Origin of the sequence: Paenarthrobacter sp. NPDC089714, from assembly GCF_044748905.1 — a bacterium.
GTDB lineage: Bacteria > Actinomycetota > Actinomycetes > Actinomycetales > Micrococcaceae > Arthrobacter.
On the sequence record NZ_JBIVGX010000004.1, the window covers coordinates 141,451 to 167,388 of the forward strand.

Below are 25,938 nucleotides of genomic sequence, written 5' to 3' on the forward strand. Positions count from 1 at the left end.
CCGGCCTTGGGTGGTTCAGGACCCGCGGCCGGCCCGGCGAGTGCGAGTCAGACCGGGAGTCGCTTGTTGTAATCCAGCGCCAGGACGGAGATGCCCATGACCACTGCCGATCCAACGAAGTACAGCAGTGCCCAGGTGTAGGAGCCAGTGGCCCCGACAATCAGGCCTACCACAATCGGGGTAATGAACCCGGCAATGTTGCCGCTGAAATTCATGGCCCCGCCCAGGACGCCGGCGTTGGTGCGGCCACCCAGGATGGACGGGATGGACCAGAAGAGGCCAACCCAGCGGAGGAAGAACAGCACTGCCGAGAGAAGAACGACGGCGGTGATCGGGTCCGGGACGACGGTAACGCCGACGAGTCCGCCCACAACCACCAGGCTGGAGATGCCCAGCAGGGTCCGCATGACCTTGTTCGCCGATGCACCGGTTGCGCGCCACTTGTCTGCGATGGCGCCTCCGAGGATTTCACCGACGAATCCGGCACCGAAGATCACGAACGTGGACCAGCCGATGGTCTTCAGGTCGAAGCCCTTGGCCTGGGCCAGGTAGAGCGGACCCCAGGTGAGCAGGCCGTAGAACACGCCGTTGAAGCCAAGCCAACCGAAACACATGGCCCAGAAGGAACGGAATTTCAGGTAGGGGAGGAGCGCGCGCTTGCCACGGGCACCTTCGCGGGCGGCTTCGGCGTCTTCCTCAGCGTGGGAGCTTTCGATGTAGCTGGCCTCGGCGTCATTGACGCCCTTGTGCTGGCGCGGGTTGTCCCGGATGTACCACCAGACGGCCAGGCCCATGAGGACGGTGGCTGCGCCGGCGATGATGAAGGACATCCGCCAGCTGCCCGTGGAAGCGATCAGCCAGGTGATGAGGATGCCGCCCAAGCCGGCCCCGAGGGGAGCTCCGGCGTCGAGGATGGTGGCTCCGCGGCCGCGTTCCTTCCGGTGCATCCAGATGGCGTTGAGCTTGCCGCCGGCAGGCATGACGCCCGCCTCGGTGACGCCGATGCCCAAGCGCGCAATGAACATGCTCAGGAATCCACCGGCAAAACCGGAGGCCGCGGTGGCCGCGCCCCAGCCGATGCAGGAAGCCGTGACCACCTTGCGGGGACCGAACTTGTCGATCAGCCAGCCGACGGGGATCTGCATGAGGGCGTAGGTCCAGAAGAAGGCCGAGAGGAGCAGGCCCACCAGTTCGGGGGCCAGGTTGAATTCTTTTTGGATGATGGGAAGGGCTACGGAGATGGAGCCGCGGTCGATGTAATTGACCGCCACCAGGACCAACAAGAGGATGAAGAGCTTCCAGCGGACGTTGGTGCGTCGCTGCACGCCGTCCTTGCCTGGTTTCTGGTCGCTGTCCTGGGTTGCCAGTTGCGTGTTTTCGAGAGACACAGCTTCTCCTTCAGTAGGAGTCAACGGGATGGGAATGTCTTTGGGCTTTTGGGGCTTTTTTGGGGGGATGAGCCGGGCGGGATACCGCTGCAGCCTGACCCGTGCCGGCGGCAACTGTTGCGGTTCCTGCCCGTTGATGGAGCAGGGCCGCAGCCGGTGTTGGATCTTTTGGGATCCCGTTTTGGGATCCCAAAATCAAAGTTAGATGTGACGGACAGCACTGTCAAGGCTTTTGGTATACAGATGCTTCTGACGGATTGTGACTGAGGGGACCGAGTATGGTCGCTCCCGCCCCCTTGTTTTAGCGGTTTTCACTCTTAACGTGCGAAAACCCGGGGAGGCACCGGGTTTTCGGGAGTCTAGCTGTGCGGGTGTGGCGGGAGTTCTGGGATACCGCTAGCCCGGGGAGGTCCCGAAACCGCCGGACCGTATGCCAGGATTCCCGCCAGCTTGGACTTGTTGTACGGCCACCCCGCTCACGAAGGCACTGCCTTTATGCATCAGACCTTTGTCATGTCATTTTCCGAAGTCATCCGCACAAATTCCCAAAGTCGTCTGCACAGCCAGTGCGCGCCGGTATCAGATCCCTGGCCGGACACTGGCGTGGCGGCTCGATAGAAGCCCACTTCAATTCTCAGATTTCTCAACATATGCTCGGATCGAACCTGCCCAAGATGCGTATACCCGGTAAGTGCGTGTCCAGCCCGTAGTTTGGAGAGGGTGGTTGCCTGTTCGAGCCAGGCCAGGTCCGGGAGGCCCACCGCACTACGGGAGCGATCGGGGACTCCGCCCAACTCTGACTGCCGGATAAGGATCCGCTTACGGGCAGGTCAAGGAGCGAAGAACCACAGCCATCACAGCCCCTATCGTGAAGGTGGAAGGTAGAAGGGCATGCAATATGTGGGGGGAGTAATGGATGAGTATGGGCAGGCGAGACTCCCAGCAGTTCATGCGGGAACTGATCGTTGATCACCCGCATCTCCGACAGATCTATCGGCAGCTTCTGGAGGACAACTATGGGGATCTCCTGCCTCATTTACTGATGGCCGAAGTATGCAAATGGGCTGTGGCAGAGCAAGAATCCAATCCAGTTCGTGTTCTGCAACTTCTGTCGTGGCTAGAGGCTCACCTTGCATGCGAAGGGCGTGTAAAGGACGACGTTGACAACGTCATAGCCGTCTCATTCATTGAGCATCTGCCCTTGCCATCAGAGCGACCAGATGCTGATGTTGTTCTTCTTCTTGGCCCAAGCATGAAGACACAGTACGAACAGTTTTTCCCGTCGAGGACGGACTCGCGGGCGAACGTCCAGAGAGAAGAAGCTCGTGAACGAAACCCTTCTGGTCCAGCTGTGACAGTCACTGACCTTTCGTTTCTTCATCCAGATCTACAAAAGGGAGCACTGCGTGATCCGAACGGCGAAGTAAGTTGGCCAGCAGCCCAAGCACCGGCCGTGATCGAAGCGCTTACAGGCTCAGGTCGCTTGGTGCTTGGGTTGGATGTCAGGGACTACCAAAGTGACGGCACGTTCATTGAGGAGCCCTTGTGGTCTTACAAGGGCTCAGATGTGCAAGAAGCTCATGTACGTGCCATAACAGCTATTGGACACGGCGACCTTCCCGGCGAGTGGGTCCTGATCACTTGGTAGCCTCGTGTCGCTAGATTCTTGCTTTCCGTCCCATCGCAGCCCGGTAAAGGGTCGGTTACCGGGCGTTTGATTCGCGAGAGACGAAGTGAGACGGACCCATCAAGCCTGAGACAGTTAGACGCTGGGAATGAGGTCAATGCGCAGCTCGTCTGGCGCACTATCACCAAGGCCGTCGGCTGCAACCGTCACAATGAGCTCATTCCAACCGCGGTGAGCGGGGATTTCGACGTCACTGTCGGCGTCGCCAACTGTGATTCTGCCGTTGGCTACACTTAGCCTTCCTCGGAATACTTCGCTTCTGTCCACGTTGGGAAGCTCCGCTTCGGTTAGAAGCCGAATTGTCACTTGGCTTTCGGCCCAGTCGAATTCGCCCTCGAACGAGTCGATGTCCTGGGCATGACGGACCAACGCAATAATGCCGTGTTCGTTGGACGAGACAGCCTTAGCGGGTTCCACTTCCGGAATTTTGCCCCCTGAGTCAGCATCGGCAATGATCACAATTCCCCAGTGAAATGACCGCCGGATGGAAGTAGTCAAGAGTGGCTGCATAGCCAGAATGCTACCGCCACATTGATCGAGTCCGCCGATGATTGCAGTTGGCTCACTCCGGGCGCGCCGGCTGTCTAAAAGGCAGAGGTCGTGCCCACTCAAGGATCCTTTATCGGGCGGGAGTTCGTCGAGCGACTTCCGGTTAAAGGTGTGTCCTTTTTGAAGAAAACGGAGGTGGCCTCTTCTGTTGCCGAGAACCGCACCGAAATGGCCCCTGGCGGAGGAACTTTCCAGATATCGCAGGTGCTCAACAATTCGGAGGCTTCGGCATCAGGAAGCAGCGTCATTTCGCCGTAAGGTTCTTGGCAGTAGTAGAGCTCAACAAGTCCCATGGTGAGGAGTTCAGAGACGACTTTCTTTGCCACCTCGACTAGAGATTCTTCACTGGCAGACGGGTAGAGCGCTCGGAGTTCCCAGGGCGATTCCCATAATCCTCCGTAGTCCTCGACTGCCTGCCACAAAAGGATGCGCTGGCTTGCAGAAAGGTCCGGAACTGTCATAACTGGATCATACGGACGTCCCCTGCATCCCAATCGTGTTCTGCACTCCCGAGTACCTCGCTATCAGGGAGCGCGCCGGGGTCTTCCCCAAAGGCCCTGTGGAAGTGCGTCCAATCAAGATCCGATGTCATGGGCACAATCATCGCTCAGATCGTGTAGGGGTAGTGGAAGTGATCTGTTGCCAGACCCGAGGTGGCTTCCGTAAGCCGATCGCCTTGTGGCAGGTGAGAGATAGTGGCCGGGCGGCGATCTACTTGGAGCACGCGTCGCCAACCGCCCAGCCACCGAATCCTGAAATACATTTGAGCAATGACGTTGCCCCTTGTTGGAGATGACACCGTCCATCTAGGGCCCGGTACTTTTATGTGGGTCGCCCTGACGCATTTCCTCATCGATCCGGGCCAGGACGAGCAGTCCATTCTCGAGAGCTTGATACAGAGCCCCGGGTACCAGCACGACTATGCATCCCCCTTTCCTCCGGCAACGGAAGTCCGCGCATGGGGAATCCACGGGCGGTGGAGGATTGATGCCATCCATCCGGGTCTGTTCCAGGCATCGACGGCCGAAGCTGCGAGAGCCGAGATCGATGTCTGGGCAAATGACCAAGATTGGACGGACCCGGAGTTCTCCCAACCTGCCGATGCCATTCAACGGTTGGGAACCATCTATTCGCTCTTGGACTCAGGTTCTGTCCGGAAGCTGCAAAATCCCCCGCGTGAAGCAGAACATGACTACGGCTTCGTCACCGGCAGCCTGGGTTTCCACGAGTACATTGTGATTGATCGGGTTCTCAGCACGCTTCACGTCATTGTCGCTTCAGATGACTGAAATGAACCAACGCCCGATAGCCGATCCCTAACCGGACGCATTACTGCAATTTCTACCGGCATAACGGGGCCGTGCTGAAGCGTTATTCACCGATTTCGATCCCGCTTATCGGCGTGCCAGGAGCGAGGTTCATCGTAGCGAGACGGAGCTCGCCCATCAGTGACCAGTAAACTTCAATGTCGTTGACCTCAAGGTTGTGGACGTAGTCTGGGCCGCCGAGGAATAAAGGTACTTTGTAGCCGACACACTGGTCGAAAGCCAAGTCTGCAGGGTTCTCAGACTTCCATTCATTGAAGAAGCTCACACATAGGCTCGGTTCCGGATCCCGGACCAACTCGTCGTCGTGATAGGTCGAGAACTTCCTTGGGATCTCTAACGCCTCACCCGTTCCCGGTTCCAGAAGGAGTATTTCGGGATCCACCTCGCCACTTCGCAGGTCAAGGACAAACTGACGGCCCAACCAATCGAAGCCGAAAGGGATGAGTGGAAAGCCGAACTCCGGGTAGGCCTCAGCCACCATCGTCGATGCTTTGCGAAATGATTCTGTCGAATGCACCCGGTATAGGCCGCCATTGAACGTGCAGCCGCCATAGCGGCCGAATAAGTAGGCAACGTTGTTCCCCACGCTCTCAGGAGACCCGGGGATTCCATCCGTGACGTTGAACCTCTCACCGAAGATCTCGAGCATGGCAACATCATGCCCCATAAAATCGGTGAACGGCCCAACCTCAAGGCCACCTTGTGGTTGGTCCGCTGCACCTAAGCCGATCCCCAAGCGGACGTCGGCGCCTCGTTTGAACCACCCTTTTCCGGACGGTGCCAGTCGGATGCGTGCGATCGTCGACAGCGGCCACACTGCCTGGCAGGACTCAGAAGATACGACCCGCCTGGTCCGGAAGGGCCATTGTGGTGCGGATCGACCCGGGCATGACCGCCTGCTCCGTTCCAAGCCACATGACTACGCGGTCGTGGTACTGACAGGCTATTCCAGTAGCGCCGGTCGCGAGTAGAGCCCAACCAAGGGCAGGCTCGCCGTCGATGTTCACGTGATGTGCGGTGCCTTGCGTGACGGTGATGGATTTGAGGGTGTCGGCAAGGTCCGAGAGCACCCGCGTACTGGCGAATTTGCTCATTTCACTGGCAAGCGCAGTGATAAGGAATGCTGCATGATGAGGGCCGGGGTGAGTGGGCTTTAAGGTCGCCAAGCACTCTGGTGCGTCGGCTCCGGCTCCCGGTCCTGATGCGATGGTGAAGTGTGCAACGACAGTCGCACCGGTCATGCCACGCATGGCAGGTGCGGATACGCTGCTAGGTTCGACTCCCTTGGTGTCCGTGCCAACTGCATAGGCTCCAAAACATTCTAGTTCGGCCAGCATGCGACTACGCAGCGAGCTGTGCGGTACAGAATCCCTGCGTTCGTACATAGATCCGCCCATGGCGACATTCTCCGTCACGTACTCCGCGAAGGCCATCGCAAACCTACAGTCCGCGTAAAGTAGCTAGCGCCCGTAAGCCGGTCCCTTGCCGGGACAACTCGGCTTTGATCTGCAGCGTCGCGGTGCAGGAGTTTGGGGTGTCCCGTGTGACCCGCCCGCAATAATGCCCGGTGAAGGTACGCCAAACGCTACACACCGAGTCGGCCAGGTCCCGTCGGGTTTGACAGCATCCAGTGAAGGTAACAGTCCCCTTGGGTTGGAGGTGCGAAGTGCTAGGCAACCCCTCCGCCCGGGCATCGTCTGGACAAGTTTCGCCAGGGCGACAGTAACCGCGTGATGTTTCCAAGGCGAGTATGGCCGTAGGCGTCAGCGGAAACGCAGAAGCCCGGCGTCCTCCGATGGAGGATGCCGGGCTTCGTTCGGATTGACCGCAACGACAGGGAGGCGCTGCGGGCGTCCTAGCGGACTGAATCCTCGTCCAGGTCGCGCTGCCCGCGGCCGTTGTTGGCGGCGGCTTCCTTGAGCAGGTCACGGATCTCGGCCAGGAGGGCTGTATCGGCGGGGATGGGCTCTTCTTCGGGTTCCTCGGTGGAGAGGCGGTCCTTGACCATGGCGTTGATCTTGTTCATGGGCGCCACGAAGATGAAGTAGACCACGGCGGCGGTGATGATGAAGGTGACCAAGGCGGTGACCACGGCGCCGAAGTTCACGAACGTGGCCTCGTTGTCGGCCCAGATCCGGAAGCCCAGGCCATCGGCGTTTACGCCGCCCGCTGCGGCGATAACGGGGTTGATGATGTTGTTGGTGAAGGCGGTAACCAGTGCGGTGAAGGCACTGCCGATGACGACGGCGATGGCCAGTTCGATCACGTTGCCGCGGAGTATGAAGTCCTTGAATCCCTTAAACATGGAATGTCCTCTGATCGGTACGGTGCGTATGGCTCAAGCAGAGATCAAACTACCACTCGCAGGTATCAATGGGGCGATGCTGGTTGATCGAAAACCACGTAGTCCCGCCGCCGGGCGTCCAAAAACATGAGTACCGACTACTCGTGCGCCGAGGGATAGTAAGCAACTTTACTAATCATGGCGGGACCGCACGCATGACGATCCGGCCATACCCCTCGTGGGAATGGCGGGTGGCATGCATTGGGCACCTGCCGGGAGTCCGGGCGTCGTTATCCCAGAGGCGGCGCCCGGTACTTCCTACTATCGCTGCCGCCACACCCGGCGGTCTCCGCCCCGGTCCAGCGGCCGGGGGGAGCGGACAGCGGGCGACGTCGGCACCCTGGTGGGTGCCGACGTCGTGGTTGCGCCGCGGTTGGCGCAGCACGCCTGTGCTAAATACGTCAGGCTGTGGCTGCCTCCAAGGCAGGTTCTTCCGCTGCGGTTGCCTTTCCACGATTAACCATGAGTGCCAGCAAATCGAAGACGACTGTTGCGGCGGCCACGCTCGTGATATCGGCGTGGTCGTAGGCGGGAGCCACTTCCACCACGTCCGCACCCACGATGTTGATGCCGTTCAGGCCGCGGAGCAGGGCAAGCAGTTCGCGGGAATGCAGTCCGCCCATTTCCGGCGTTCCGGTTCCAGGGGCGTAAGAGGGGTCCAGGACATCGATGTCGATGGAGACGTAGACGGGCGTATCTCCCAGCCGCTGCTTGACCCGTTCGATCGCCGCCGGGACGCCGATGACGTCAAGGTCGGAACAGCGGATGATCTGGAATCCGAAGTCATGGTCCCGGAGGAAGTCGTTGCGGTCGTACACAGGCCCGCGGATGCCCACATGCATTGACTTGTCCTCAACAAGCAGCCCCTCCTCGAAGGCCCGGCGGAAGATCGTCCCGTGTGTAATGGGCTGGTCGAAGTAGGTATCCCAGGTGTCCAGGTGCGCATCGAAATGGAGCAGCGCCACCGGGCCGTGGACCTCGTTGACCGCCTGCAGCATGGGAAGGGCGATGGTGTGGTCGCCGCCGATGGTGATCAGCTTTTTGTCGCGGGCGATCAGGGGCCTGGCTTGCTCCTTGATCTCCTTGACGGCCCTGCCAATGTCGTAGGGCGTGCAGGCGATGTCGCCGGCGTCCACAACCTGGACTTCGTTGACGGGCTCAACGTCGAGTTCGGGGTGGTAGCCCGGGCGCAGGAGTCGTGAGGCTTCACGGACAGCGGCCGGACCAAAGCGGGCGCCGGGGCGGAAGGAGGTTCCGCCGTCGAACGGAACGCCCACAATGGCGATGTCGTAGTCCGGGACGCGGTCCAGTTGTGGAATCCGGGCGAACGTGCCCAGTCCGGCGAAGCGGGGAACTTGAGTGGCGTCGACGGGGCCGATTGGCTGGTGGTTGCTCATGACAGGGATCCTTCGTTGATCTTGGGGTCTGATGGTGCAGGAGGCTGCTTTTCGGAGGTGAGCTCGTGCAGTGACTTGTTGGCCGTTTCGGGAGCCAGGAGGAAGGTGGCAACGAGCCCCACAAGGGAGATGATCGCGCCGATGAGCAGTGAGCCGGCTGCTCCGAACGACACGATGGCCAGGGGCATCAGGTAGGTGCTGGCTGCCGAACCAACCCGGCTGATCGCCGTGCCGAAGCCGACGGCCGTAGCACGGATCTCTGTGGGGAACAGCTCGTTGGGATACACCACTTCAAGGAAGCTGGAGGCGCCGGAGGCCAGCGCGAAGATGGCCAAGGCGATGAAGAGTGGTGCTGCCTCCACGTTGGGGATGAAGGCCGGAATCGCCAAGGCAACCACAATGATGCCGAACGTCCACAAGAGCAGCTTTCGGCGTCCGATCTTTTCCACGAGCCAGAGGCCGGGAATGCCGCCGACCACAAACAACATGGAAATCAGGAACGAGCCGCCGTACAGGTTGGCGTCGCCGTGCATGCCAAACGACGTCAGGAGATCCGGGGCAAAGGTGTAAACGGCGAAGAGCGGGATGACCTGCGCAGTCCAGAAGATGGAAACAAAGAGCGTGCGCTTCCAAAACTGGCCCCTGAAGATGTCCAGGAAACTGCCTTGCCTCTGAGGTCCTTCGCTGTCGGAAGTGATGTCGCTGAGGCCGTACTGCGAGCCGTACACCTTCTTGATGACGGCATCGGCCTCGTCCCGGCGGCCGCGGGAGAGAAGCCATCGCGGGGATTCGGGCGTGCCCAAGCGGCACAGAAGCGTGATGATGGCGAAGACCGCCGGGCTGGCAACCATGAAGCGCCAGGCATCCGGACCGGCGTCGCGCAACAAGTAACCCACTGCGTAGGCTGCGGCGGCACCGATGGCCCAGACCACGAAGGTGGCGCCGAGGAGGCGTCCACGATGCTTCTTGGGCAGGAATTCGGCGAGCAGGGACGTTGCGATCGGGTAGTCCGCTCCGATGGCCATGCCCAGGAAGAACCTGCACAGAACCACCTGCCAAATATCGGTGGCGAAACCGTTGAGGACAGAGAACAGGGCCAGCGCGATGAGGTCCGCGATGTACATTTTGTGCCGGCCGATCTTGTCGGTCAGCCATCCGAAGACAGCGCCACCGAAGAAGATGCCTACCAGGCTGGCGGCGCCCACCAGGCCAACCTCCGCCGGGGACAGGTCCAGGCCGGGGGCCATGGTAATCAGGGCGATGCCGATGATGGACAGTGCATAGCCGTCGATGAAAGGTCCGCCGGACGCGAAGAACGTCAACTTTTTGTGGAACCGGGTTAGTGGGGCGTCATCAATGAGGTTGCTGGTTGCGCTCATTGCCAACCCTCTCTCGTGAATGCTCGTCATTGAGCGGGTGAAGTTAGTGGTTTCAGTTTTCGTGATGCGCGTCACCGCGTATATTCGTGCATTGTTTACATCTGACGAATCGGTTTAGACGAACGTCTAAGCACCCCGAAAGTACGCAGAACTGGAGCGCATCCCGTGGCCATCACCGTCGCCGAACTGGTCGCCGAACCGCAGCTTGGACTCACCCTTCTGGCGGGTGGGGGAGGGGCGGACAACCGCGTCACCTGGGCCCACACCTCGGACCTGCCGCGCCTTTGGGAATGGGTCACTGGTGGCGAACTCATGATGACCAACGGACTCTCCGTGCCGGCAGACCCGGAGGGCCAAGTGGCGCTCGCCCAGGCCCTGATGGACGCCGGTGCCAGCGCACTCGCGATCGGCGAGAAGATGCACGCCCCGCCCCTCACCGCGGAATTCCTTGAGGCATGCGACAACCTGCCACTCCCGCTGATCAACATCCCGTATCCGCTGCCGTTCATTGCCATAGCAAGGTCCGTAGCGGAATCGTCGCTGCTCGAAGAGTCCCGCAGGCTCCGCCAAACGGCCCGGGTCTACGACCTCCTGCGCACCGCCGGTGCTTCCGAGGACCACTGGCAGAGCCTGGTGCTGCGCTTGGCCACGGAGCTGGACGCCGAGCTCTTCGTGGTGGACCGAAGCTGCCTCCACCCGTGGCATCCGGACGGCCAGGCCCTGCCGAACTTCCTGGTGGACGAATGGTCACCGCATCCGGGCCAGGTGTCCGTTGCGGGCAAGAACTTCCAATGGCACCGGATCCGCGGCAGGCATGTGCTGACCATGGACATTCCCGCGCACGCGAATGCGCTCCTGGTGGTGCTGCCCACCAGCGAACCGCACCCTGACGCCGTCGTACTTTTGCATGCCGCAACCGTGCTGGGACTGCAGTTGGCGCGCATCGTGCTCTCGCTGGAGGGGCGGCACCGGCTGGCCGGCGAGTTCCTCCTCCAAGCGCTGGACGGCCGCCTGGGGACGGCGGAAATGGAACGGCGGCTGGAGGCTTTCGGGGTGCCTGCCCAAAGTTTCGTGGTCGCCTCGCTGTCAGCGGACGACGGCGACAGGCTGGCCAACGTGCACGTCGACCTGTGGCGGCACGGGACTGCGGCGGCCTCCTTGCGACGGAACGACCGGCTGCACATGGTGGTTGCGTCGGAGGTTGCCGATGAACTCCTGAGGCACTGCGCCCCAGCTGGAACCACCATTGGCGTGAGCTCCGCGGCAGCGGTTGGGGGACTGCAGCAGGCACTCCAGGAGTCGCTCTGGGCGCTGGGTTCGGCGAAAGCAAACAAGCTCGGGTTGGCCCGAGACGCGGAAGGGCCGAGCTGGCTGGGGTTGACCGGATTCGAAGAGGGAACAGCATTGGTCCAGCGACTTTTGGGCCCGGTTTTCGACTACGAACAGCGCCAGGACGGCGACCTGATGGTCACCCTGAAGACGTACTTGGACTCGCAGCGTTCCTGGCAGAAAACGGCGTCCGCGCTCTTCACGCACCGGCAAACCATCATCTACCGGATCCGGAAAATCGGTGAGCTGACGGGGTTGGACATGGGTGAAACGTCAACGTTGGCGCAGCTGTGGCTGGCGTTGCAGGTCCACGAGGCGATGCACTGCTAGCCTCCGGGAGAACACCTGCCTTGCGCTTTTTCGCCGTGACCCGCTATGGTGTGAAGCGTGTCACTGAGGTGGCGCAAACGCTTTTGATCTGCGGCGGGAGAGTCCTGCCGGGTACATCCAGTCAGGCGCCGTAGGAGCAAATCCTCCCCAGGAATCTCTCAGGCCCATGTACCGCCGCGGCGAGGCAACTCTGGAAAGCAGTCCGGGCAACCGGGCTCACCGACGGTGCAAGTGAACTATGCGGAACCACAGTTCACGGAATCTCTCAGGTCCAATACAGAGCGGGGAGGAACCCATATTCACCATGGCGCTCAGCGGGCGCCTGAATCCTGGAGTTCCTCTTGACTGTTCAATCCTCCCCAACCGCATTCGCGGATCGGCACATCGGCGCCCGCCGCCAGGCCGATATTGACACCATGCTCAAGGCCATCGGCTACGACTCCGTCGACGGCCTGGTGGACGTCGCTGTTCCCCATTCCATCCGCCAGTCCTCACCGCTCACGCTGCAGAAGGCGCTGAGCGAGGTTGAGGTCCTGGCCGAACTCCGCAGGCTGGCGTCCAAGAACAAGACCGCCGTGCAGATGATCGGCCAGGGCTACTACGACACCGTGACGCCGCCGGTGATCCGCCGCAACATCCTCGAATCCCCCGCTTGGTACACGGCCTACACGCCGTACCAGCCGGAAATTTCGCAGGGTCGCCTTGAGGCGCTTCTGAACTTCCAGACCATGGTGCAGGACCTGACCGGCCTGCCGATCGCCAACGCTTCGCTGTTGGACGAAGCCACCGCTGTGGCCGAGGCTGTGCTGCTCATGCGCCGGGCGAACAAGGACAAGTCCGCGAAGGATGGCAAGACCGTCCTGGATGCCGACCTCCTGCCGCAGACCATCGCGATCGTGAAGGGCCGCGCGGAGGCGTTGGGCTTCGAGGTTCTTGTTGCGGACCTCTCCGACGGCCTGCCCGACGGCGACATCAACGGTATCGTCCTGCAGCAGCCCGGCGTCTCGGGCCGGGTCTTCAACCACGCTCCGGTGATTGCTGCTGCCAAGGAACGCGGTGCCCTGGTCACCGTCGCTGCCGACCTGCTGGCGCTCACCCTCATCACGCCCCCGGGCGAACAAGGTGCCGATATCGCCGTCGGAACCGCCCAGCGCTTTGGCGTGCCGCTGTTCTTCGGTGGCCCGCACGCCGCTTACATGGCTGTCCGCAATGGCATGGAGCGTACGCTTCCGGGCCGCATCGTGGGTGTGTCCAAGGACAACGCCGGCGTGCCCGCCTACCGCCTCGCTTTGCAGACCCGCGAGCAGCACATCCGCCGCGAGAAGGCCACGTCCAACATCTGCACGGCCCAGGCGTTGCTCGCCATTGTCGCCTCGATGTATGCGGTCTACCACGGTCCCGAAGGGCTCAAGGCGATCGCCGAAACCGTCCACGGCCATGCCCGTGTCCTGGCTACCGCGCTGGAGAAGGCCGGGCGCGAACTCGTGGCCGACTCCTTCTTCGACACCCTCACGGTCCGCGTCCCAGGCAAGGCCGCCAAGGTGATCGGCGCCGCCGAAGCACGCGGCATCAACCTCCGCTTCATCGATGAGGACACCGTGGGTGTCTCGCTTGATGAAACCACGACGCCGGAGGTCCTGTCCGCGGTGGCCGTCGCCTTTGGTGCCGGTCCGGTAGGGGACGCTGCAGGGTTCCAGCTGCCTTCAGATGTTGTCCGGACCTCGGATTTCCTTCAGCACCCGGTGTTCAACACGCACCGTTCCGAGACGCAGCTGTTGCGCTATATCCGCAAGCTGTCCGATCGGGACCTCGCGCTGGACCGCACCATGATCCCGTTGGGTTCGTGCACCATGAAGCTGAACGCCACGGCTGAGATGGAAGCCATTTCCTGGCCGGAGTTCGCATCTATCCACCCGTTCGCTCCGGATTCCCAGACCGCTGGCTGGCGCGAGCTGATTGCCGGGTTGGAAGCTGATCTGACGGAGATCACGGGCTACGACCAGGTCTCCATCCAGCCCAACGCCGGTTCCCAGGGTGAGCTCGCAGGTCTCTTGGCGATCCGCGGGTACCACCTTTCCCACGGCGATTCGCAGCGGAACATTTGTTTGATTCCGGCTTCTGCGCACGGCACGAACGCTGCTTCGGCTGTGCTGGCTGGCATGAAGGTGGTGGTGGTGGCCACGGCTTCTGATGGCACCATCGACCACGATGACCTCAAGGCCAAGATCGAGGCCAACCGTGAGGTGCTTTCGTGCATCATGATCACGTACCCGTCCACGCACGGTGTGTACGACGCCGATGTCGTTGAGGTGTGCGATGCCGTGCATGAGGCTGGTGGCCAGGTATACGTGGATGGGGCGAACCTCAACGCGCTCGTTGGCCTGGCCCAGCCGGGTAAGTTCGGCGGGGACGTATCCCACCTGAACCTGCACAAGACCTTCTGCATCCCCCACGGCGGCGGCGGACCCGGTGTTGGTCCGGTCGCTGCGAAGGCTCACCTGGCGCCGTTCATGCCTGGCGACGCCAACAACGCATCTTCTTCAGAGGGTGGCGTGGCGATTTCGGCTTCCCGTTTCGGTTCGGCCGGTGTCCTGCCGATCTCCTGGGCCTACGTGAAGCTCATGGGCGGCGAAGGACTGACCGAGGCCACCAAGTCGGCGCTGCTGGCGGCGAACTACGTTGCTTCCCGCCTGGACGAGCACTTCCCGATCCTCTACACAGGCGAAGGCGGACTCGTTGCCCACGAGTGCATCCTGGACCTCCGCGAACTCACTGCCCGCACGGGCGTTACGGCTGAGGATGTGGCCAAGCGCCTCATCGACTTCGGCTTCCACGCTCCGACGCTGGCGTTCCCGGTGGCCGGGACCTTGATGGTGGAGCCGACGGAGTCGGAAGACCTCGCCGAGATCGACCGGTTCATCGAAGCCATGATCACCATCCGGGCCGAGATCGAACAGGTTGCTGCCGGTGACTTCTCCGTGGAGAACTCCCCGCTGCGCAACGCACCCCACACGGCAGCCGCCGTCGTAAGTTCCTCCTGGGAGCGTGACTACACGCGTGAGCAGGCCGCCTTCCCAGTGCCGAACCTCAAGCAGGACAAGTACTTCCCGCCCGTCGGCCGCATCGACGGCGCAGCCGGCGACCGCAACCTGGTGTGCTCCTGCCCTCCCCTCGAAGCGTTCGAGGAAAACACAGCAGAGTTTGAGAACTAAAGGATCCCGACATGTCTGAGAACTACACCGCTCTCTACGAGCAGCACAAAAAGGCCGGCGCTTCCTTCACCGACTTCGGCGGCTGGCAGATGCCCCTCAAGTACGAGTCCGAGCTTGCTGAGCACCACGCCGTGCGCAACGCCGCAGGCCTGTTCGACCTCTCCCACATGGGCGAAGTCTGGGTCACCGGTCCTGACGCCGGCGCCTTCCTGGACTACGCACTGGTGGGCAAGCTGTCCGCGATCGCCGACGGCAAGGCCAAGTACTCGCTGATCTGCAACAACGACGGCGGGATCATCGACGACCTCATCACGTACCGACGCGGTCCCGAGAAGTACCTCGTGGTTCCGAACGCGGGTAACGCTGCGGTTGTGGCCGCGGAGTTGCTGAAGCGTGCCGCCGGGTTCGACGTTGTGGTGGAGGACGCCTCCGCTGAGACCTCGCTGATCGCTGTGCAAGGTCCCAACGCCGAGGCCATCCTGCTAACGTTGGTCCCCGTCGAGCAGCACGCACTGGTTACGGAGCTGAAGTACTACGCCGCTGTTGAGGTCACCATCGCCGGTGACGAGCTCCTGCTGGCCCGCACCGGGTACACCGGCGAAGACGGCTTCGAGATCTATGTCCCCAACGAAGACGCACCTGCGTTGTGGGAAGCGTTGCTGGAAGCCGGCGAAGGCCACGGCCTGATCCCCGCCGGCCTCGCAGCCCGCGACTCCCTGCGCCTCGAAGCCGGCATGCCGCTCTACGGCAACGAGCTCTCCCGCCACGTCAACGCCTATGCCGCCGGACTCGGACCCGTGGTTGCCCTGGCCAAGGAAGGCGACTTCGTGGGCAAGGACGCGCTGGCCGCGATCAAGGCAGCCGGTGTCGGCGCCACGATCGGGCAGAAGCTCGTGGGCCTCAAGGGGGCCGGTCGTCGTGCGGCCCGCGGCCACTACTCGGTCCTCAAGGACGGTTCCCTGATCGGCGAAGTGACCTCAGGGCAGCCGAGCCCCACGCTCGGTTACCCGGTAGCGCTGGCGTATGTCGACGTCGAGCATTCCGCTGTGGGCACCGTGGTTGAGGTGGACCTCCGCGGAAAAGCCGAGCCGTTCGAAGTTGTGCCGCTGCCGTTCTACAAACGTTCCAAGTAGCCCGGCGACGCCGTGGGTCACCTGGCCCGTCGGGTCCGGCGTCCTCTGCGGGCTCGGTCGCAATTGCACCCGCTGAGCGGATGCGATGCTCCCTTAGACGCCCGCTGCCGGACGCCGGACCCGAAGGGGCGCTCTTGTCACCTGTTCGGCGGGTGACTTGGGCGATGTGTGAACTACTAAGCGTTGGGGATGCGGGTCAACCTGCCGCAGGTTGGTTCCAAGCGGTGGTTTGCGGTTTTCCCATGGCGAGTGGCGTGGTGGTGACGATCGGCGGGCGAGGAAGCGGATCCCGGAAGCGGGCGTCTAAGGGAGCGACACGTCCGCTCAGCGGGCGTCCTCGCGACCGAGCCCGCGGAGGGATCCGGTTCCCCGCCACCCAACCGGGTTCCAGGACACAAAGAGTTTCTAGACAAACGAGAAGTTAGGAATTGATATGAGCAAAGTAGTTGCCGGGCTGAAGTACTCGGCTGAGCATGAGTGGGTTGCTGCCGATGGGGGTGGGCCTGTGGGGATTGGGATCTCGGCCGTGGCCGCCGATGCCTTGGGCGACATTGTGTATGTGGACCTGCCCGAGGTCGGCTCCACGGTGACCGCGGGGGAGACTTGCGGCGAGGTCGAGTCCACCAAGTCCGTGTCCGACCTGTACTCGCCCGTGACCGGTGAAGTGATCGAGATCAACGACGCCGTGGTCGGAGATCCCGCCCTCATCAACAACGATCCCTACGGTGCCGGCTGGCTCTTCAAGGTTGCCGCCACTGAAGAAGGCCCGCTCATGACGGCCGAGGAATACGCCGCAGCCAACGGAGGTGAACTGTGAACCCGGTATCCGTGACTGAATTCGAGCAGGTCGTCTCGCCGTCGTTGGACGCCCAGCTCTCCGAGCTGGACCCGGAGATCGCGGCAAAGATCGACGACGAACTCGGCCGCCAGCGCGGTGGCCTGGAAATGATCGCCTCCGAGAACCACACCGCGGTTGCCGTGATGCAGGCGCAGGGTTCGGTGCTGACCAACAAGTACGCCGAGGGCTACCCGGGCAAGCGCTACTACGGCGGCTGCGAGCACGTTGACGTGATCGAGCAGCTCGCGATCGACCGCATCAAGTCCTTGTTCGGTGCCGAGTACGCGAATGTGCAGCCGCACTCCGGTGCCCAGGCCAACGCCTCAGTGATGCACGCGCTGATCAAGCCGGGCGACACCATCATGGGCCTGAACCTGGCCCACGGCGGCCACCTCACGCACGGCATGCGGATCAACTTCTCCGGCAAGCTCTACACCGTGGTCCCCTACGGCGTTCGCGAGGACACCCACACCGTGGACATGGCCGAGGTTGAGCGCTTGGCCCAGGAGCACAAGCCCGCACTCATCGTTGCCGGCTGGTCCGCTTATGCGCGGCAGTTGGACTTCGCCGAGTTCCGCCGGATCGCCGATTCTGTTGGGGCTTACTTGATGGTGGACATGGCGCACTTCGCCGGCCTGGTTGCCGCGGGGCTGCACCCCTCGCCCGTCCCGCACGCCCACGTCACCACCTCCACTACCCACAAAACCCTGGCCGGTCCGCGTGGAGGCATCATCCTCTCCAACGACGCCGACATCGCCAAGAAGATCAACTCGGCCGTGTTCCCCGGTCAACAGGGTGGACCGCTGGAGCACGTGATCGCGGGCAAGGCCGTGGCATTCAAGATCGCCGCCTCCGAAGAGTTCCGTGAGCGCCAGTCCCGCGTTCTGGCTGGCTCCCGGATCCTCGCCGAACGACTGGTCCAGCCCGACGTAGCAGCGGCAGGTATCTCCGTTGTCAGCGGCGGCACCGACGTCCACCTGGTCCTCGTGGACCTGCGCAACTGCGAACTCGACGGCCAGCAAGCCGAAGACCGCCTCGCCGCGATCGACATCACCGTCAACCGCAACGCCGTCCCCTTCGACCCGCGCCCGCCCATGGTCACCTCCGGCCTGCGCATCGGCACGCCTGCGTTGGCTACGCGCGGATTCGGTGAAGCAGCCTTCCGCGAGGTTGCGGACATCATCGCCGAAGCCTTGATCGCCGACGCCGATGCGGACCTCTCGGGGCTCCGTCACCGCGTCGAGATACTAGCCTCTACCCATCCCCTTTACCCTGGCGTAGCTGGCCTTAGCTAGGTTGTAGGTTGCGTTCGCCCGGCGAGCCTGAGGTCCTCTGCGGGCTCGGTCGCAAAGGCACCCGCTGAGCGGATGCGATGCTCCCTTGGACGCCCGCTGCCGGACCCCAGGCCCGCAGGGGCCGACGTCCTCCGCAGTTGGGGCCCGTTGAGGCAGTTATCCTCCGCGTGCTCGGTCGCAAAGGTACCCGCTGGGCGGATGCGATGCTCCCTTGGACGCACGCTTCCGGATACCCGCCACAAAGGGGCCAGCCTCGGGACGCCGGCCTTCAAGGAGCCAGCGTCCGGGTGCCAACCCCATAGGAGCTGGCATCGGGGTGGCCGGTGTTCGGGGCGGACTCGCGGATTCGTTTCTTGGGGTAATGGGTCTACCTGCCGAAGTGGTCCTTGGGCGCGGGGTTGGTTCGGGTGTGGGCCCCTTCTCCGGTTTGTGGGTTTGATTGTTGGGGGTCTACCTGCCCGGGGTGTGCCAGGCCGGTGGTCCGGGTCGAAGTGGCCGAGACGGGTTCGCGGGTTCGTTTGTTGGGAAACGGATCTACCTGCCGGGGTGTGCCGGGGCGCGGGTTGGTTTGGGTGTGTGCGGGCTCTCCGGTTCGTGGGTTTGGTTGTTGGGGGGTCCACCTACCGGGGGTGTGCCGGGGCGCGGGTTGGTTTGGGTGTGGGCTCGTTCACCGATTCGGGGGATTGCTGCGGGGTGTGCCGTGCGCACGGCATGTTTGGCAGCGGTACCTCGAAACGGAGGTGACCTGGAGGTGGCCCCTTTGGGAGTGGGGTCCGGCAGCGGCCGTCCAAGGGAGCTTCGCGTCCGCCCAGCGGGCGCCTAAGCGACCGAGGCCGCAGAGGACCCCGCTCCCGACGGGCCGTTGGTGAGGCTGGTGGTCGCCCGAGTGGCTGCTGGTGAGGCTGGTGGTCGCCCGAGTGGCTGCTGGTGAGGCTGGTGGTCGCCCGAGTGGCTGCTGGTGAGGCTGGCCGTCGCCCGAGCGGCCGCTTGAGTGGCGGGGCGTTGCCTAGGGCCGCAGTGCACTCGCTGCATATTGATCTACCCGGGTGGGGCATTCGCTGGGAACGGATGCCCCACGTCATTACCGGGTTTGGAGGTTCGCACTGGGACCTCCACGGGGGCCGGGCCGCCTTGGCTCGGGATTTGGCCCGGCCCCACATTCTTGTTTTGCCTCCCATCTTGTTTGTCCTTCAACCCCGAAAGGGATCCCGGCCATGGCTGTTGGTGTTTTCGATTTGTTCTCTGTGGGTATTGGTCCGTCGAGTTCGCATACGGTGGGTCCGATGCGTGCTGGGGCGGTGTTTGCCCGGGAGTTGGTTGAGTCGGGTGTGTTGTCTGCTGTGGCGGGGTTGCGGGTTGATTTGTATGGTTCGTTGGCGGCGACGGGTAAGGGGCACGGGACGTTCACGGCGGTGTTGCTGGGGTTGGAGGGGTTCGAGCCGGAGTTGATTCTGCCTGATGAGGTGGAGGAGCGGTTGGCGGCGATCGCTGAGACCGGTGTGTTGAACCTGGCTGGTGCTGTTGGTGGTTCCGGCGCCGGCGGTGGTGTCCGTTTGCCGTATGGCGTGGAGGACATGGTGCTTCATCCGTTGACCGTGCTGCCGCGGCATACGAACGGGATGAAGTTCGCGGTGAGCGATGCCGAGGGGGTTGTCTTGAGGGAGGCGACGTTCTTCTCGGTGGGCGGCGGGTTCATTGTGCGTGAGGGCGAGGAGGACTCGGCTCAGGCGGAGTTGGAGGAGTCCAAGGCTGAGTTGCCGTTGCCGTTCCGGACGGCGGCGGAGTTGTTGGGCCGGTGCCAGTCCAAGGGGTTGGGGATCAGTGACATCATGCTGATCAACGAGCGGGCGTCCCGGTCCGAGGGGGAGATCCGGGAGGGTTTGTTGCATATCTGGGCGGTGATGGAGGCCTGTGTCGAAACCAGTTTGAAGCGTGAGGGTGTGTTGCCGGGCGGGTTGCGGGTCCGGCGTCGTGCTCCTGATTGGTTGGAGCGGTTGTTGAAGGAGGACAAGGACCGGAACGATCCGAAGTATTGGCAGGAGTGGGTGAACCTGATCGCTCTTGCTGTGAATGAGGAGAACGCTTCCGGTGGGCGGGTGGTGACGGCTCCGACGAATGGTGCGGCGGGCATTATTCCGGCGGTGTTGTATTACGCGTTGCATTACGCCCCGGGCATGGATCAGGCGTCCCAGGCTGACCGTGATGATGTGGTGGTCAGGTTCTTGTTGGCTGCTGGTGCGGTGGGTGTGTTGTATAAGGAGCAGGCGTCGATTTCCGGTGCTGAGGTGGGGTGCCAGGGTGAGGTGGGGTCGGCGTCGTCGATGGCTGCTGCGGGGTTGGCTGAGGTGATGGGTGGTTCTCCGGGGCAGGTGGAGAACGCGGCGGAGATCGCGATGGAACATAACCTGGGGCTCACGTGTGATCCGATTGGCGGGTTGGTGCAGATTCCGTGTATTGAGCGGAACGCGATCGCGGCGGCGAAGGCGATCAACGCGGCGAAGATGGCGCTGTGGGGGGATGGGACGCACCGGGTGTCGTTGGATGAAGTGATCGTCACGATGCGTGAGACGGGCAAGGACATGTCCCATAAGTACAAGGAAACCGCGATGGGCGGCCTGGCCGTCAACGTCGTCGAATGCTGAGATTGCCAGGCCCGCTTTGCGCGTTAATTCCGCAGCGGGGATGTACAACGGGCCCACAACGCACAGTCGGCACGAATCTACAGAACACAACGAAGGAACTCCCATGACATTGGCACCTGAAGGCCGTAAGTTGCTGCGCGTCGAGGCCCGCAACGCCCAAGTCCCTGTTGAGCGTAAGCCTGAGTGGATCAAGGCGAAGGTCCAGATGGGGCCGGAGTTCGTGGGGTTGAAGAACCTGGTGAAGAAGGAAGGCCTGCACACGGTGTGTGAGGAGGCCGGGTGCCCGAACATTTTCGAGTGCTGGGAAGACAAGGAAGCGACGTTCCTGATCGGCGGGTCCGAGTGCACGCGGCGCTGTGATTTCTGCCAGATCGATACCGGCAAGCCCTCCCCGCTGGACCGGTTCGAACCCACCAAGGTGGCCCGGTCCGTGCAGGCCATGCAGCTGCGGTACGCGACCGTGACCGGGGTGGCCCGTGACGACCTCGAAGACGAGGGCGTGTGGCTGTACGCCGAAACGGTCCGCAAGATCCATGAACTGAACCCCGGCACCGGGGTGGAGTTGCTGATCCCGGACTTCTCCGGCAAACCCGAACACATCGCCGCGATCTGCGAGTCCAAGCCCGAGGTGTTCGCGCACAACGTCGAGACCGTACCCCGCATTTTCAAGCGGATCCGTCCCGCGTTCCGGTACGAACGCTCCCTGGATGTCATCACCCAGGGCCGGGACCTGGGCATGGTGACCAAGTCCAACCTGATCCTGGGCATGGGCGAAACCCGGGACGAGATCTCCGAAGCCCTCCGGGACCTGCACGCCGCCGGGTGTGACCTGATCACGATCACCCAGTACCTGCGCCCGTCCGAGCGGCACCTGCCCGTGGACCGATGGGTCAAGCCCCAGGAATTCGTGGACCTCCAGCACGAGGCCGAAGAGATCGGCTTCCTCGGCGTCATGTCCGGGCCCCTGGTCCGCTCCTCCTACCGGGCCGGCCGGCTCTGGGCCACCGCGATGCGCAAAAAGGGCTGGGACATCCCCGAAGCCCTCGCCCACATCGAATCCTCCGGCACCACCCGCCAGGAAGCCTCCACCATCCTCGCCGCACACGGCTAACCAAAAACCGCAGCACCGCAGCGGGACTGCGAATCCGCCGGCATGACGGAGGTGTTCGAGTCAGACGCGGAGCAACAACAGCCAGAGAAGTACGACGGCGGTCTGGTCACCTCGCGAAGGCGACCGGACCGCCGTCGTGGTTAAGTCACACACCCGGACCGTTCGAACATCAGCGCAGTTTTTGCTCAAGACAGGCACAAAGTTCGCGCAGCACGCCTCGGGAGGGCCCGGTGCGGCAAGAGCCGGACCCTAAAAATCAAGGACAAAGCAAAGGGCCCTTTCCATCGAGCGGGAAGGCCGAGTGCGGGAGCGGCGCCTGCGGGTGCGGAGCCCCGTGTTGGCGCGGAATTGAACAGCGGGCCAGCACCATCAGCGTGACCCCGGCGAACTGCAACGGGTCAACGAAACCAAGTAGCCGGACTTCCCAAAACTGAGTACTTGCCTGCGGAATGAGGGTACTTCCAGCCCCTTGTTCGAGAAGAAAAGTGGGGTACATCCGAGAGTAGCCACGGGCCTTGGACTGCCTGAACCATTGGGGGCATCGCTTCATCCGAACAACAACGATCGGATGCTGGGGGTTGCGACGCGGCTCCCTGGACTGTGAATCAACCAAGGAGCCTTACCATGCGCAAGCTTTCCAAGAAGAGCCGTATCACCGCCGCCGTCGCAGGCGTGGCACTCGTCGCCGTCGGTGGCGGCGCAGCCTACGCTTACTGGACCACCACGGGTTCCGGAAGCGGCTCAGCCACGAACTCCACCGGCGGCGGTACGGTCACGCTGCACGCCACCTTTGCGGGCGGCTTGGCGCCAGGCAACCAGGTCAATGTTGCTTACACTGCGGACAACTCCACCACCACCGGCACTGTGGTTGGTGCACTCACGGCGAACGTCACCACCAACGTTGCCGGCTGTCTTCCGGCGTGGTTCGAAGTCACTGCGGTGACCAGCAATTCACTCGTCGCCGCCAACGCGACCGGCACATCTGTGGGCAGCGGCGTCCTGAAGTTCAACGACAACGCCACCGTGAACCAGGACGCCTGCAAGTCGGCGATCGTGACGGTCAACGTCACCAGCAACTAACACTCCGCCAGCCGGGGACCGCCTCGAACGAGGAGGGCCCCGGCTGGTTCGTCCCGTCAAGATCTCATCGCTTCAGCCCGGAAGGAGACCCCATGGCCCACCTCCCAGTGTTTGGCACAAGCTTTTTCCGTGGACCCGGAGCAGCAATCCGCACATCCATCCTGGGACTGCTGGTTGTCTTGGCCGTGGTGACCACCTTGGCCGCCTGCGGTGTCCTTCGTGTCGGGCAAAATGGTGGGCAGGCCGCGTCAGGGAATGGATCCAAGGGCCTGACTGTGGCGCTGTCACCTGCCAGCCGCAGTGTCGATCAAGGACAGTCGGCCACTTACGAAGTATCTGTTTCGGCTACGGGAAGTCTCTCCGGGACCGTCTCTCTGTCCACCGCCGGACTCCCCACGGGAACGACGGCGGGTTGGTCGCCGTCGTCGGTGGTTCTGGCATCCGGCGGTTCGGCAAAAGCGACTCTGACCGTCTCGACGTCACCCACCACACCCGCGGGAAAATCCGACTTCACCGTGACGGCAACCAGCGGGGCGGTTCAGTCCAACACGGCGAAAGCGCAGTTGCAGGTCAAGGAGGTCAAGAGGACCTTCGGCGTTTCCGCTTCGCTGTCCGGTGCGCTCGCTCCCGGTGTTTCCCTCCCCCTGGACCTGCAGATCTCGAACCCTGAACGCAAGAGCATTGCCGTGACGAACCTCGCTGTCGCCATTGGCCAGGTAGTGCGCACGCCTGCAGCTGTTGCAGCGGGCCTTCCCTGCAGTGCTGCTGACTACAGCATCACGCAGTACACCGGGGCTTATCCGCTTGCCGTTCAACCCGGTCCCAGCTCACTTTCCGGCCTGGGCGTAGCCGAAACGGGCTGGCCCCGGATCACCATGCTGGACACGCCTCTCCTTCAAGACGGTTGCAAAGGCGCCACCCTTCAACTCACCTACTCCGGCACGGGACAGGGCAACTGACATGAACTTCTCCCGCGCGCCCCGCGTCAGGCCCACGCAGCCAGGCAGGTTCGCCCGAACGGCGGCGGCCACGGTTGCGTTGTGCATCCTGGGCGGCGTTGGTTCCGCTTACGCCTACTGGGCCACCACCGGGGCAGGCGCTGGCGCTGCGACTAATGGGACCATGCAGACTGTCACGGTGGTTGCACTCCTCGGTGGTGACACTCCCCAAAACAGCCTCGTTCCAGGCGGGACCGCGGACGCCATACTCCGCGCCACCAACCCCAATCCGTACGCCGTCACCGTCATCGGCGTCACTCCGAATGGGGCAGTCACGGCCGACGCCTCCCATCCTGGCTGCACCACAACAGGCGTGACGCTTACGCCGGCGCTACCCCAGCAAGTAACCATTCCGGCCAATTCCTCGGCGCTATTGAGGCTCCCGAACGCAGCAAGCATGAGCACAGCCTCGCTGTCTGCCTGCCAAGGCTCCCTCTTCAGCGTCCCAGTCACCTTGGAGGTCAAGAAGTGAACCGCCGAGCAAACCAAGGAGCCCCGGAGAAGTTCACCATGGGCAGGTGGAACCGGGTCATGGTGGTCTTGCTCGGGATACTCCTGGTTTCGTGGGGTGGTCCTGCGGCCAGCGCATTCTGGACGACTGTCAGCAGCAATGCCGGCGGCGCCAAGGCGGACACGGTGGCACAGGGCGCCAAGCCGGTCGCCACAGTAGGGCTTGCCGGCAATGTGACGGTCACCTGGGCGGCAAGTTCGACGGCGGCAGGAAAGCCAGTGGTCGGGTACAGCATTTCCCGCTACACCGCTGCAAGCGGCGGAACCAAAGTGGCTGGATCCGGCACCTGTACTGGAACCGTGTCGGCCCTGAATTGCACGGACACGGCAACGACGGGTACTTGGTACTACGCCGTGACGCCAATGATCTCCCAGTGGCAGGGCAGCGAGAGCCTGCGGAGTACCGCGACCACGGTGGACGCAACAGCTCCCAACGCACCGTCGGTGAATGCACCGACGCTGGTCACAGCTTCCAATGTTTCCAATGTGCCTGTCACTGGTACTGCTGAGGCAAACTCGACGATTGTGCTGACCGTCACCGACGGAGGCGCTGCACACACCGTGACGCAGACCCGCACGGCAAACGGCTCCGGCAATTGGTCCACCAGCGGCCTGAATCTGAGTACTCTCAACGACGGCACAATAACGTACTCCGCCCGGGCCACCGACGCCGCAGGAAATACGAGCCAACCCGGCCTGGATACGTCCAATAAGGATGTCACGGCCCCAACCGTCACGAACATTCAACTTGGCAACGGTGGCGGCAACCTCGGCAAGGTCGAAGAAAACGACACCATCACCGTCACGTACTCGGAAGCCTTGGACGCCAGTAAGATCTGCAGCGCCTGGTCAAGCGACACCGCTACTCAGACCATCAGTGGCAGCAACCAGGTGACGGTTACCATCAACTCGTCCGACAGCCTCACTGTCAGCGTCACCAACAGTGCATGCTCCACCTTCAGGTTTGGCACGGTGTCCCTCGGCAAGGACTATGAAAATTCAGGGTCTGTGTCCTTCAAGGGGTCCACTACCAGCGCGTCAATCCTGGTGTGGAACCCAACGGCGAAGACCCTGACGATCACCTTGGGTGCCCTCTCTTCGGGAAGCCCCAACACAACAGCCCAGGGGGCAGCCGCAGCCAAGTTCACCCCGTCGTCCGGATTGTCGGATATTGCGGGCAACACGCTGGCCACCACACAGGTCACCAGTCCGAACGCTACGAGCTTCTAGACTCCGGAGCTTGTGTGCAGGCGACCACCTGGTTTGCCCTTCCGGGAAGGAACCCGCATGCAAGCTCCGGGCCGTGCGGTCTGGGCTTGCGGCAGGTCCCCTGGCCCTCCGACGGAGCAGTTGCTGGCAGAAGCCCGCGGCCAGAGCCGCCAGTGATA

At 62.7% G+C, this 25,938-nt stretch carries 21 protein-coding genes and 1 riboswitch; of the genes, 13 read left to right on the forward strand and 8 right to left on the reverse strand.

The window, feature by feature from the left end; genetic code table 11:
* Nucleotides 1-47 precede the first annotated feature (47 nt).
* Nucleotides 48-1,388, reverse strand: a complete 1,341-nt coding sequence (locus ACIPY3_RS09435; RefSeq protein ID WP_400333023.1) for an MFS transporter — start codon at nucleotides 1,386-1,388, stop codon at nucleotides 48-50.
* A gap of 949 nt (nucleotides 1,389-2,337) precedes the next feature.
* On the opposite strand from ACIPY3_RS09435, the gene ACIPY3_RS09440 reads away from it, so the two are divergent.
* Complete coding sequence (locus ACIPY3_RS09440) at nucleotides 2,338-3,036, forward strand: hypothetical protein (RefSeq protein WP_400333032.1); 699 nt, start codon at nucleotides 2,338-2,340, stop codon at nucleotides 3,034-3,036.
* Between the two features lie 114 nt (nucleotides 3,037-3,150).
* Here ACIPY3_RS09440 and ACIPY3_RS09445 read toward each other — a convergent pair whose 3' ends face one another.
* Both ACIPY3_RS09445 and ACIPY3_RS09450 read right to left on the reverse strand, forming a co-directional pair.
* Nucleotides 3,151-3,573, reverse strand: a complete 423-nt coding sequence (locus ACIPY3_RS09445; protein WP_400333035.1) for a hypothetical protein — start codon at nucleotides 3,571-3,573, stop codon at nucleotides 3,151-3,153.
* Between the two features lie 110 nt (nucleotides 3,574-3,683).
* Nucleotides 3,684-4,085 (reverse strand): hypothetical protein, encoded by a 402-nt coding sequence (locus ACIPY3_RS09450; protein ID WP_400333037.1) that lies wholly within the window; start codon nucleotides 4,083-4,085, stop codon nucleotides 3,684-3,686.
* 309 nt (nucleotides 4,086-4,394) lie between these two features.
* On the opposite strand from ACIPY3_RS09450, the gene ACIPY3_RS09455 reads away from it, so the two are divergent.
* A complete protein-coding gene (locus ACIPY3_RS09455) occupies nucleotides 4,395-4,913 on the forward strand; it encodes a hypothetical protein (protein ID WP_400333040.1) in 519 nt (172 codons plus the stop codon).
* 82 nt (nucleotides 4,914-4,995) lie between these two features.
* Here the strand turns inward: ACIPY3_RS09455 and ACIPY3_RS09460 are convergent, their stop codons facing one another.
* The 5 genes from ACIPY3_RS09460 to ACIPY3_RS09480 form a co-directional block, all read right to left on the reverse strand.
* Nucleotides 4,996-5,601, reverse strand: a complete 606-nt coding sequence (locus tag ACIPY3_RS09460) for a T6SS immunity protein Tdi1 domain-containing protein (protein WP_400333043.1) — start codon at nucleotides 5,599-5,601, stop codon at nucleotides 4,996-4,998.
* Nucleotides 5,602-5,782: 181 nt separating this feature from the next.
* On the reverse strand, nucleotides 5,783-6,046 hold the full coding sequence (locus tag ACIPY3_RS09465) for a hypothetical protein (RefSeq protein WP_400333046.1): 264 nt from the start codon (nucleotides 6,044-6,046) through the stop codon (nucleotides 5,783-5,785).
* Nucleotides 6,047-6,807: 761 nt separating this feature from the next.
* A complete protein-coding gene (gene mscL, locus ACIPY3_RS09470) occupies nucleotides 6,808-7,257 on the reverse strand; it encodes a large conductance mechanosensitive channel protein MscL (RefSeq protein ID WP_400333049.1) in 450 nt (149 codons plus the stop codon).
* A 440-nt stretch (nucleotides 7,258-7,697) separates the two neighbouring features.
* Nucleotides 7,698-8,693 carry an agmatinase gene (gene speB / locus ACIPY3_RS09475; protein WP_400333052.1) on the reverse strand — a complete coding sequence of 332 codons (996 nt, stop codon included), beginning with the start codon at nucleotides 8,691-8,693 and terminating at the stop codon, nucleotides 7,698-7,700.
* Complete coding sequence (locus tag ACIPY3_RS09480) at nucleotides 8,690-10,072, reverse strand: MFS transporter (RefSeq protein ID WP_400333055.1); 1,383 nt, start codon at nucleotides 10,070-10,072, stop codon at nucleotides 8,690-8,692. Before ACIPY3_RS09480 ends, speB begins: the two co-directional genes overlap by 4 nt.
* Before the next feature lie 165 nt (nucleotides 10,073-10,237).
* Here ACIPY3_RS09480 and ACIPY3_RS09485 point away from each other — a divergent pair, with 165 nt between their 5' ends.
* From ACIPY3_RS09485 to ACIPY3_RS09535, 11 genes are all read left to right on the forward strand, one after another.
* Nucleotides 10,238-11,731 carry a PucR family transcriptional regulator gene (locus ACIPY3_RS09485; protein ID WP_400333058.1) on the forward strand — a complete coding sequence of 498 codons (1,494 nt, stop codon included), beginning with the start codon at nucleotides 10,238-10,240 and terminating at the stop codon, nucleotides 11,729-11,731.
* 84 nt (nucleotides 11,732-11,815) lie between these two features.
* Nucleotides 11,816-11,915, forward strand: a riboswitch (glycine riboswitch).
* A 157-nt stretch (nucleotides 11,916-12,072) separates the two neighbouring features.
* On the forward strand, nucleotides 12,073-14,943 hold the full coding sequence (gene gcvP, locus ACIPY3_RS09490; protein WP_400333061.1) for an aminomethyl-transferring glycine dehydrogenase: 2,871 nt from the start codon (nucleotides 12,073-12,075) through the stop codon (nucleotides 14,941-14,943).
* An 11-nt stretch (nucleotides 14,944-14,954) separates the two neighbouring features.
* Entirely contained in the window at nucleotides 14,955-16,076 is a 1,122-nt protein-coding gene (gcvT, locus tag ACIPY3_RS09495; RefSeq protein WP_400333064.1) for a glycine cleavage system aminomethyltransferase GcvT, read from the forward strand.
* 433 nt (nucleotides 16,077-16,509) lie between these two features.
* Nucleotides 16,510-16,893, forward strand: coding sequence for a glycine cleavage system protein GcvH (gene gcvH / locus ACIPY3_RS09500; protein ID WP_400333066.1), 384 nt, complete (start codon nucleotides 16,510-16,512; stop codon nucleotides 16,891-16,893).
* Nucleotides 16,890-18,209, forward strand: a complete 1,320-nt coding sequence (glyA, locus tag ACIPY3_RS09505; RefSeq protein ID WP_400333069.1) for a serine hydroxymethyltransferase — start codon at nucleotides 16,890-16,892, stop codon at nucleotides 18,207-18,209. The genes gcvH and glyA overlap by 4 nt, the downstream gene beginning before the upstream one ends.
* 1,214 nt (nucleotides 18,210-19,423) lie before the next feature.
* Nucleotides 19,424-20,851, forward strand: a complete 1,428-nt coding sequence (locus tag ACIPY3_RS09510) for an L-serine ammonia-lyase (RefSeq protein WP_400333071.1) — start codon at nucleotides 19,424-19,426, stop codon at nucleotides 20,849-20,851.
* 103 nt (nucleotides 20,852-20,954) lie between these two features.
* Nucleotides 20,955-21,962: a lipoyl synthase gene (lipA, locus tag ACIPY3_RS09515; protein ID WP_400333074.1), complete on the forward strand. Its 1,008-nt coding sequence runs from the start codon at nucleotides 20,955-20,957 to the stop codon at nucleotides 21,960-21,962.
* 624 nt (nucleotides 21,963-22,586) lie between these two features.
* Nucleotides 22,587-23,042: a hypothetical protein gene (locus tag ACIPY3_RS09520; RefSeq protein WP_400333077.1), complete on the forward strand. Its 456-nt coding sequence runs from the start codon at nucleotides 22,587-22,589 to the stop codon at nucleotides 23,040-23,042.
* A gap of 92 nt (nucleotides 23,043-23,134) precedes the next feature.
* Nucleotides 23,135-24,001 carry a hypothetical protein gene (locus tag ACIPY3_RS09525; RefSeq protein WP_400333080.1) on the forward strand — a complete coding sequence of 289 codons (867 nt, stop codon included), beginning with the start codon at nucleotides 23,135-23,137 and terminating at the stop codon, nucleotides 23,999-24,001.
* 1 nt (nucleotide 24,002) lies between these two features.
* Nucleotides 24,003-24,512: a hypothetical protein gene (locus ACIPY3_RS09530; protein WP_400333083.1), complete on the forward strand. Its 510-nt coding sequence runs from the start codon at nucleotides 24,003-24,005 to the stop codon at nucleotides 24,510-24,512.
* The gene (locus ACIPY3_RS09535) at nucleotides 24,509-25,780 is read left to right on the forward strand and encodes an Ig-like domain-containing protein (RefSeq protein WP_400333086.1); all 1,272 of its coding nucleotides are present in this window, start codon (nucleotides 24,509-24,511) and stop codon (nucleotides 25,778-25,780) included. Before ACIPY3_RS09530 ends, ACIPY3_RS09535 begins: the two co-directional genes overlap by 4 nt.
* Nucleotides 25,781-25,938 lie beyond the last annotated feature (158 nt).

Excerpts from the sequence above, each read along its gene's own strand:
- ACIPY3_RS09510 (WP_400333071.1), top strand. The coding sequence starts at position 19,424 with ATGGCTGTTGGTGTTTTCGATTTGTTCTCTGTGGGTATTGGTCCGTCG.
- ACIPY3_RS09525 (WP_400333080.1), top strand. The coding sequence starts at position 23,135 with ATGGCCCACCTCCCAGTGTTTGGCACAAGCTTTTTCCGTGGACCCGGA.
- ACIPY3_RS09440 (WP_400333032.1), top strand. The coding sequence starts at position 2,338 with ATGCGGGAACTGATCGTTGATCACCCGCATCTCCGACAGATCTATCGG.
- mscL (WP_400333049.1), bottom strand. The coding sequence starts at position 7,257 with ATGTTTAAGGGATTCAAGGACTTCATACTCCGCGGCAACGTGATCGAA.
- ACIPY3_RS09530 (WP_400333083.1), top strand. The coding sequence starts at position 24,003 with ATGAACTTCTCCCGCGCGCCCCGCGTCAGGCCCACGCAGCCAGGCAGG.
- ACIPY3_RS09455 (WP_400333040.1), top strand. The coding sequence starts at position 4,395 with ATGACGTTGCCCCTTGTTGGAGATGACACCGTCCATCTAGGGCCCGGT.
- ACIPY3_RS09465 (WP_400333046.1), bottom strand. The coding sequence starts at position 6,046 with ATGAGCAAATTCGCCAGTACGCGGGTGCTCTCGGACCTTGCCGACACC.
- ACIPY3_RS09480 (WP_400333055.1), bottom strand. The coding sequence starts at position 10,072 with ATGAGCGCAACCAGCAACCTCATTGATGACGCCCCACTAACCCGGTTC.
- ACIPY3_RS09460 (WP_400333043.1), bottom strand. The coding sequence starts at position 5,601 with ATGCTCGAGATCTTCGGTGAGAGGTTCAACGTCACGGATGGAATCCCC.
- gcvH (WP_400333066.1), top strand. The coding sequence starts at position 16,510 with ATGAGCAAAGTAGTTGCCGGGCTGAAGTACTCGGCTGAGCATGAGTGG.
- ACIPY3_RS09450 (WP_400333037.1), bottom strand. The coding sequence starts at position 4,085 with ATGACAGTTCCGGACCTTTCTGCAAGCCAGCGCATCCTTTTGTGGCAG.
- lipA (WP_400333074.1), top strand. The coding sequence starts at position 20,955 with ATGACATTGGCACCTGAAGGCCGTAAGTTGCTGCGCGTCGAGGCCCGC.
- gcvT (WP_400333064.1), top strand. The coding sequence starts at position 14,955 with ATGTCTGAGAACTACACCGCTCTCTACGAGCAGCACAAAAAGGCCGGC.
- ACIPY3_RS09520 (WP_400333077.1), top strand. The coding sequence starts at position 22,587 with ATGCGCAAGCTTTCCAAGAAGAGCCGTATCACCGCCGCCGTCGCAGGC.
- speB (WP_400333052.1), bottom strand. The coding sequence starts at position 8,693 with ATGAGCAACCACCAGCCAATCGGCCCCGTCGACGCCACTCAAGTTCCC.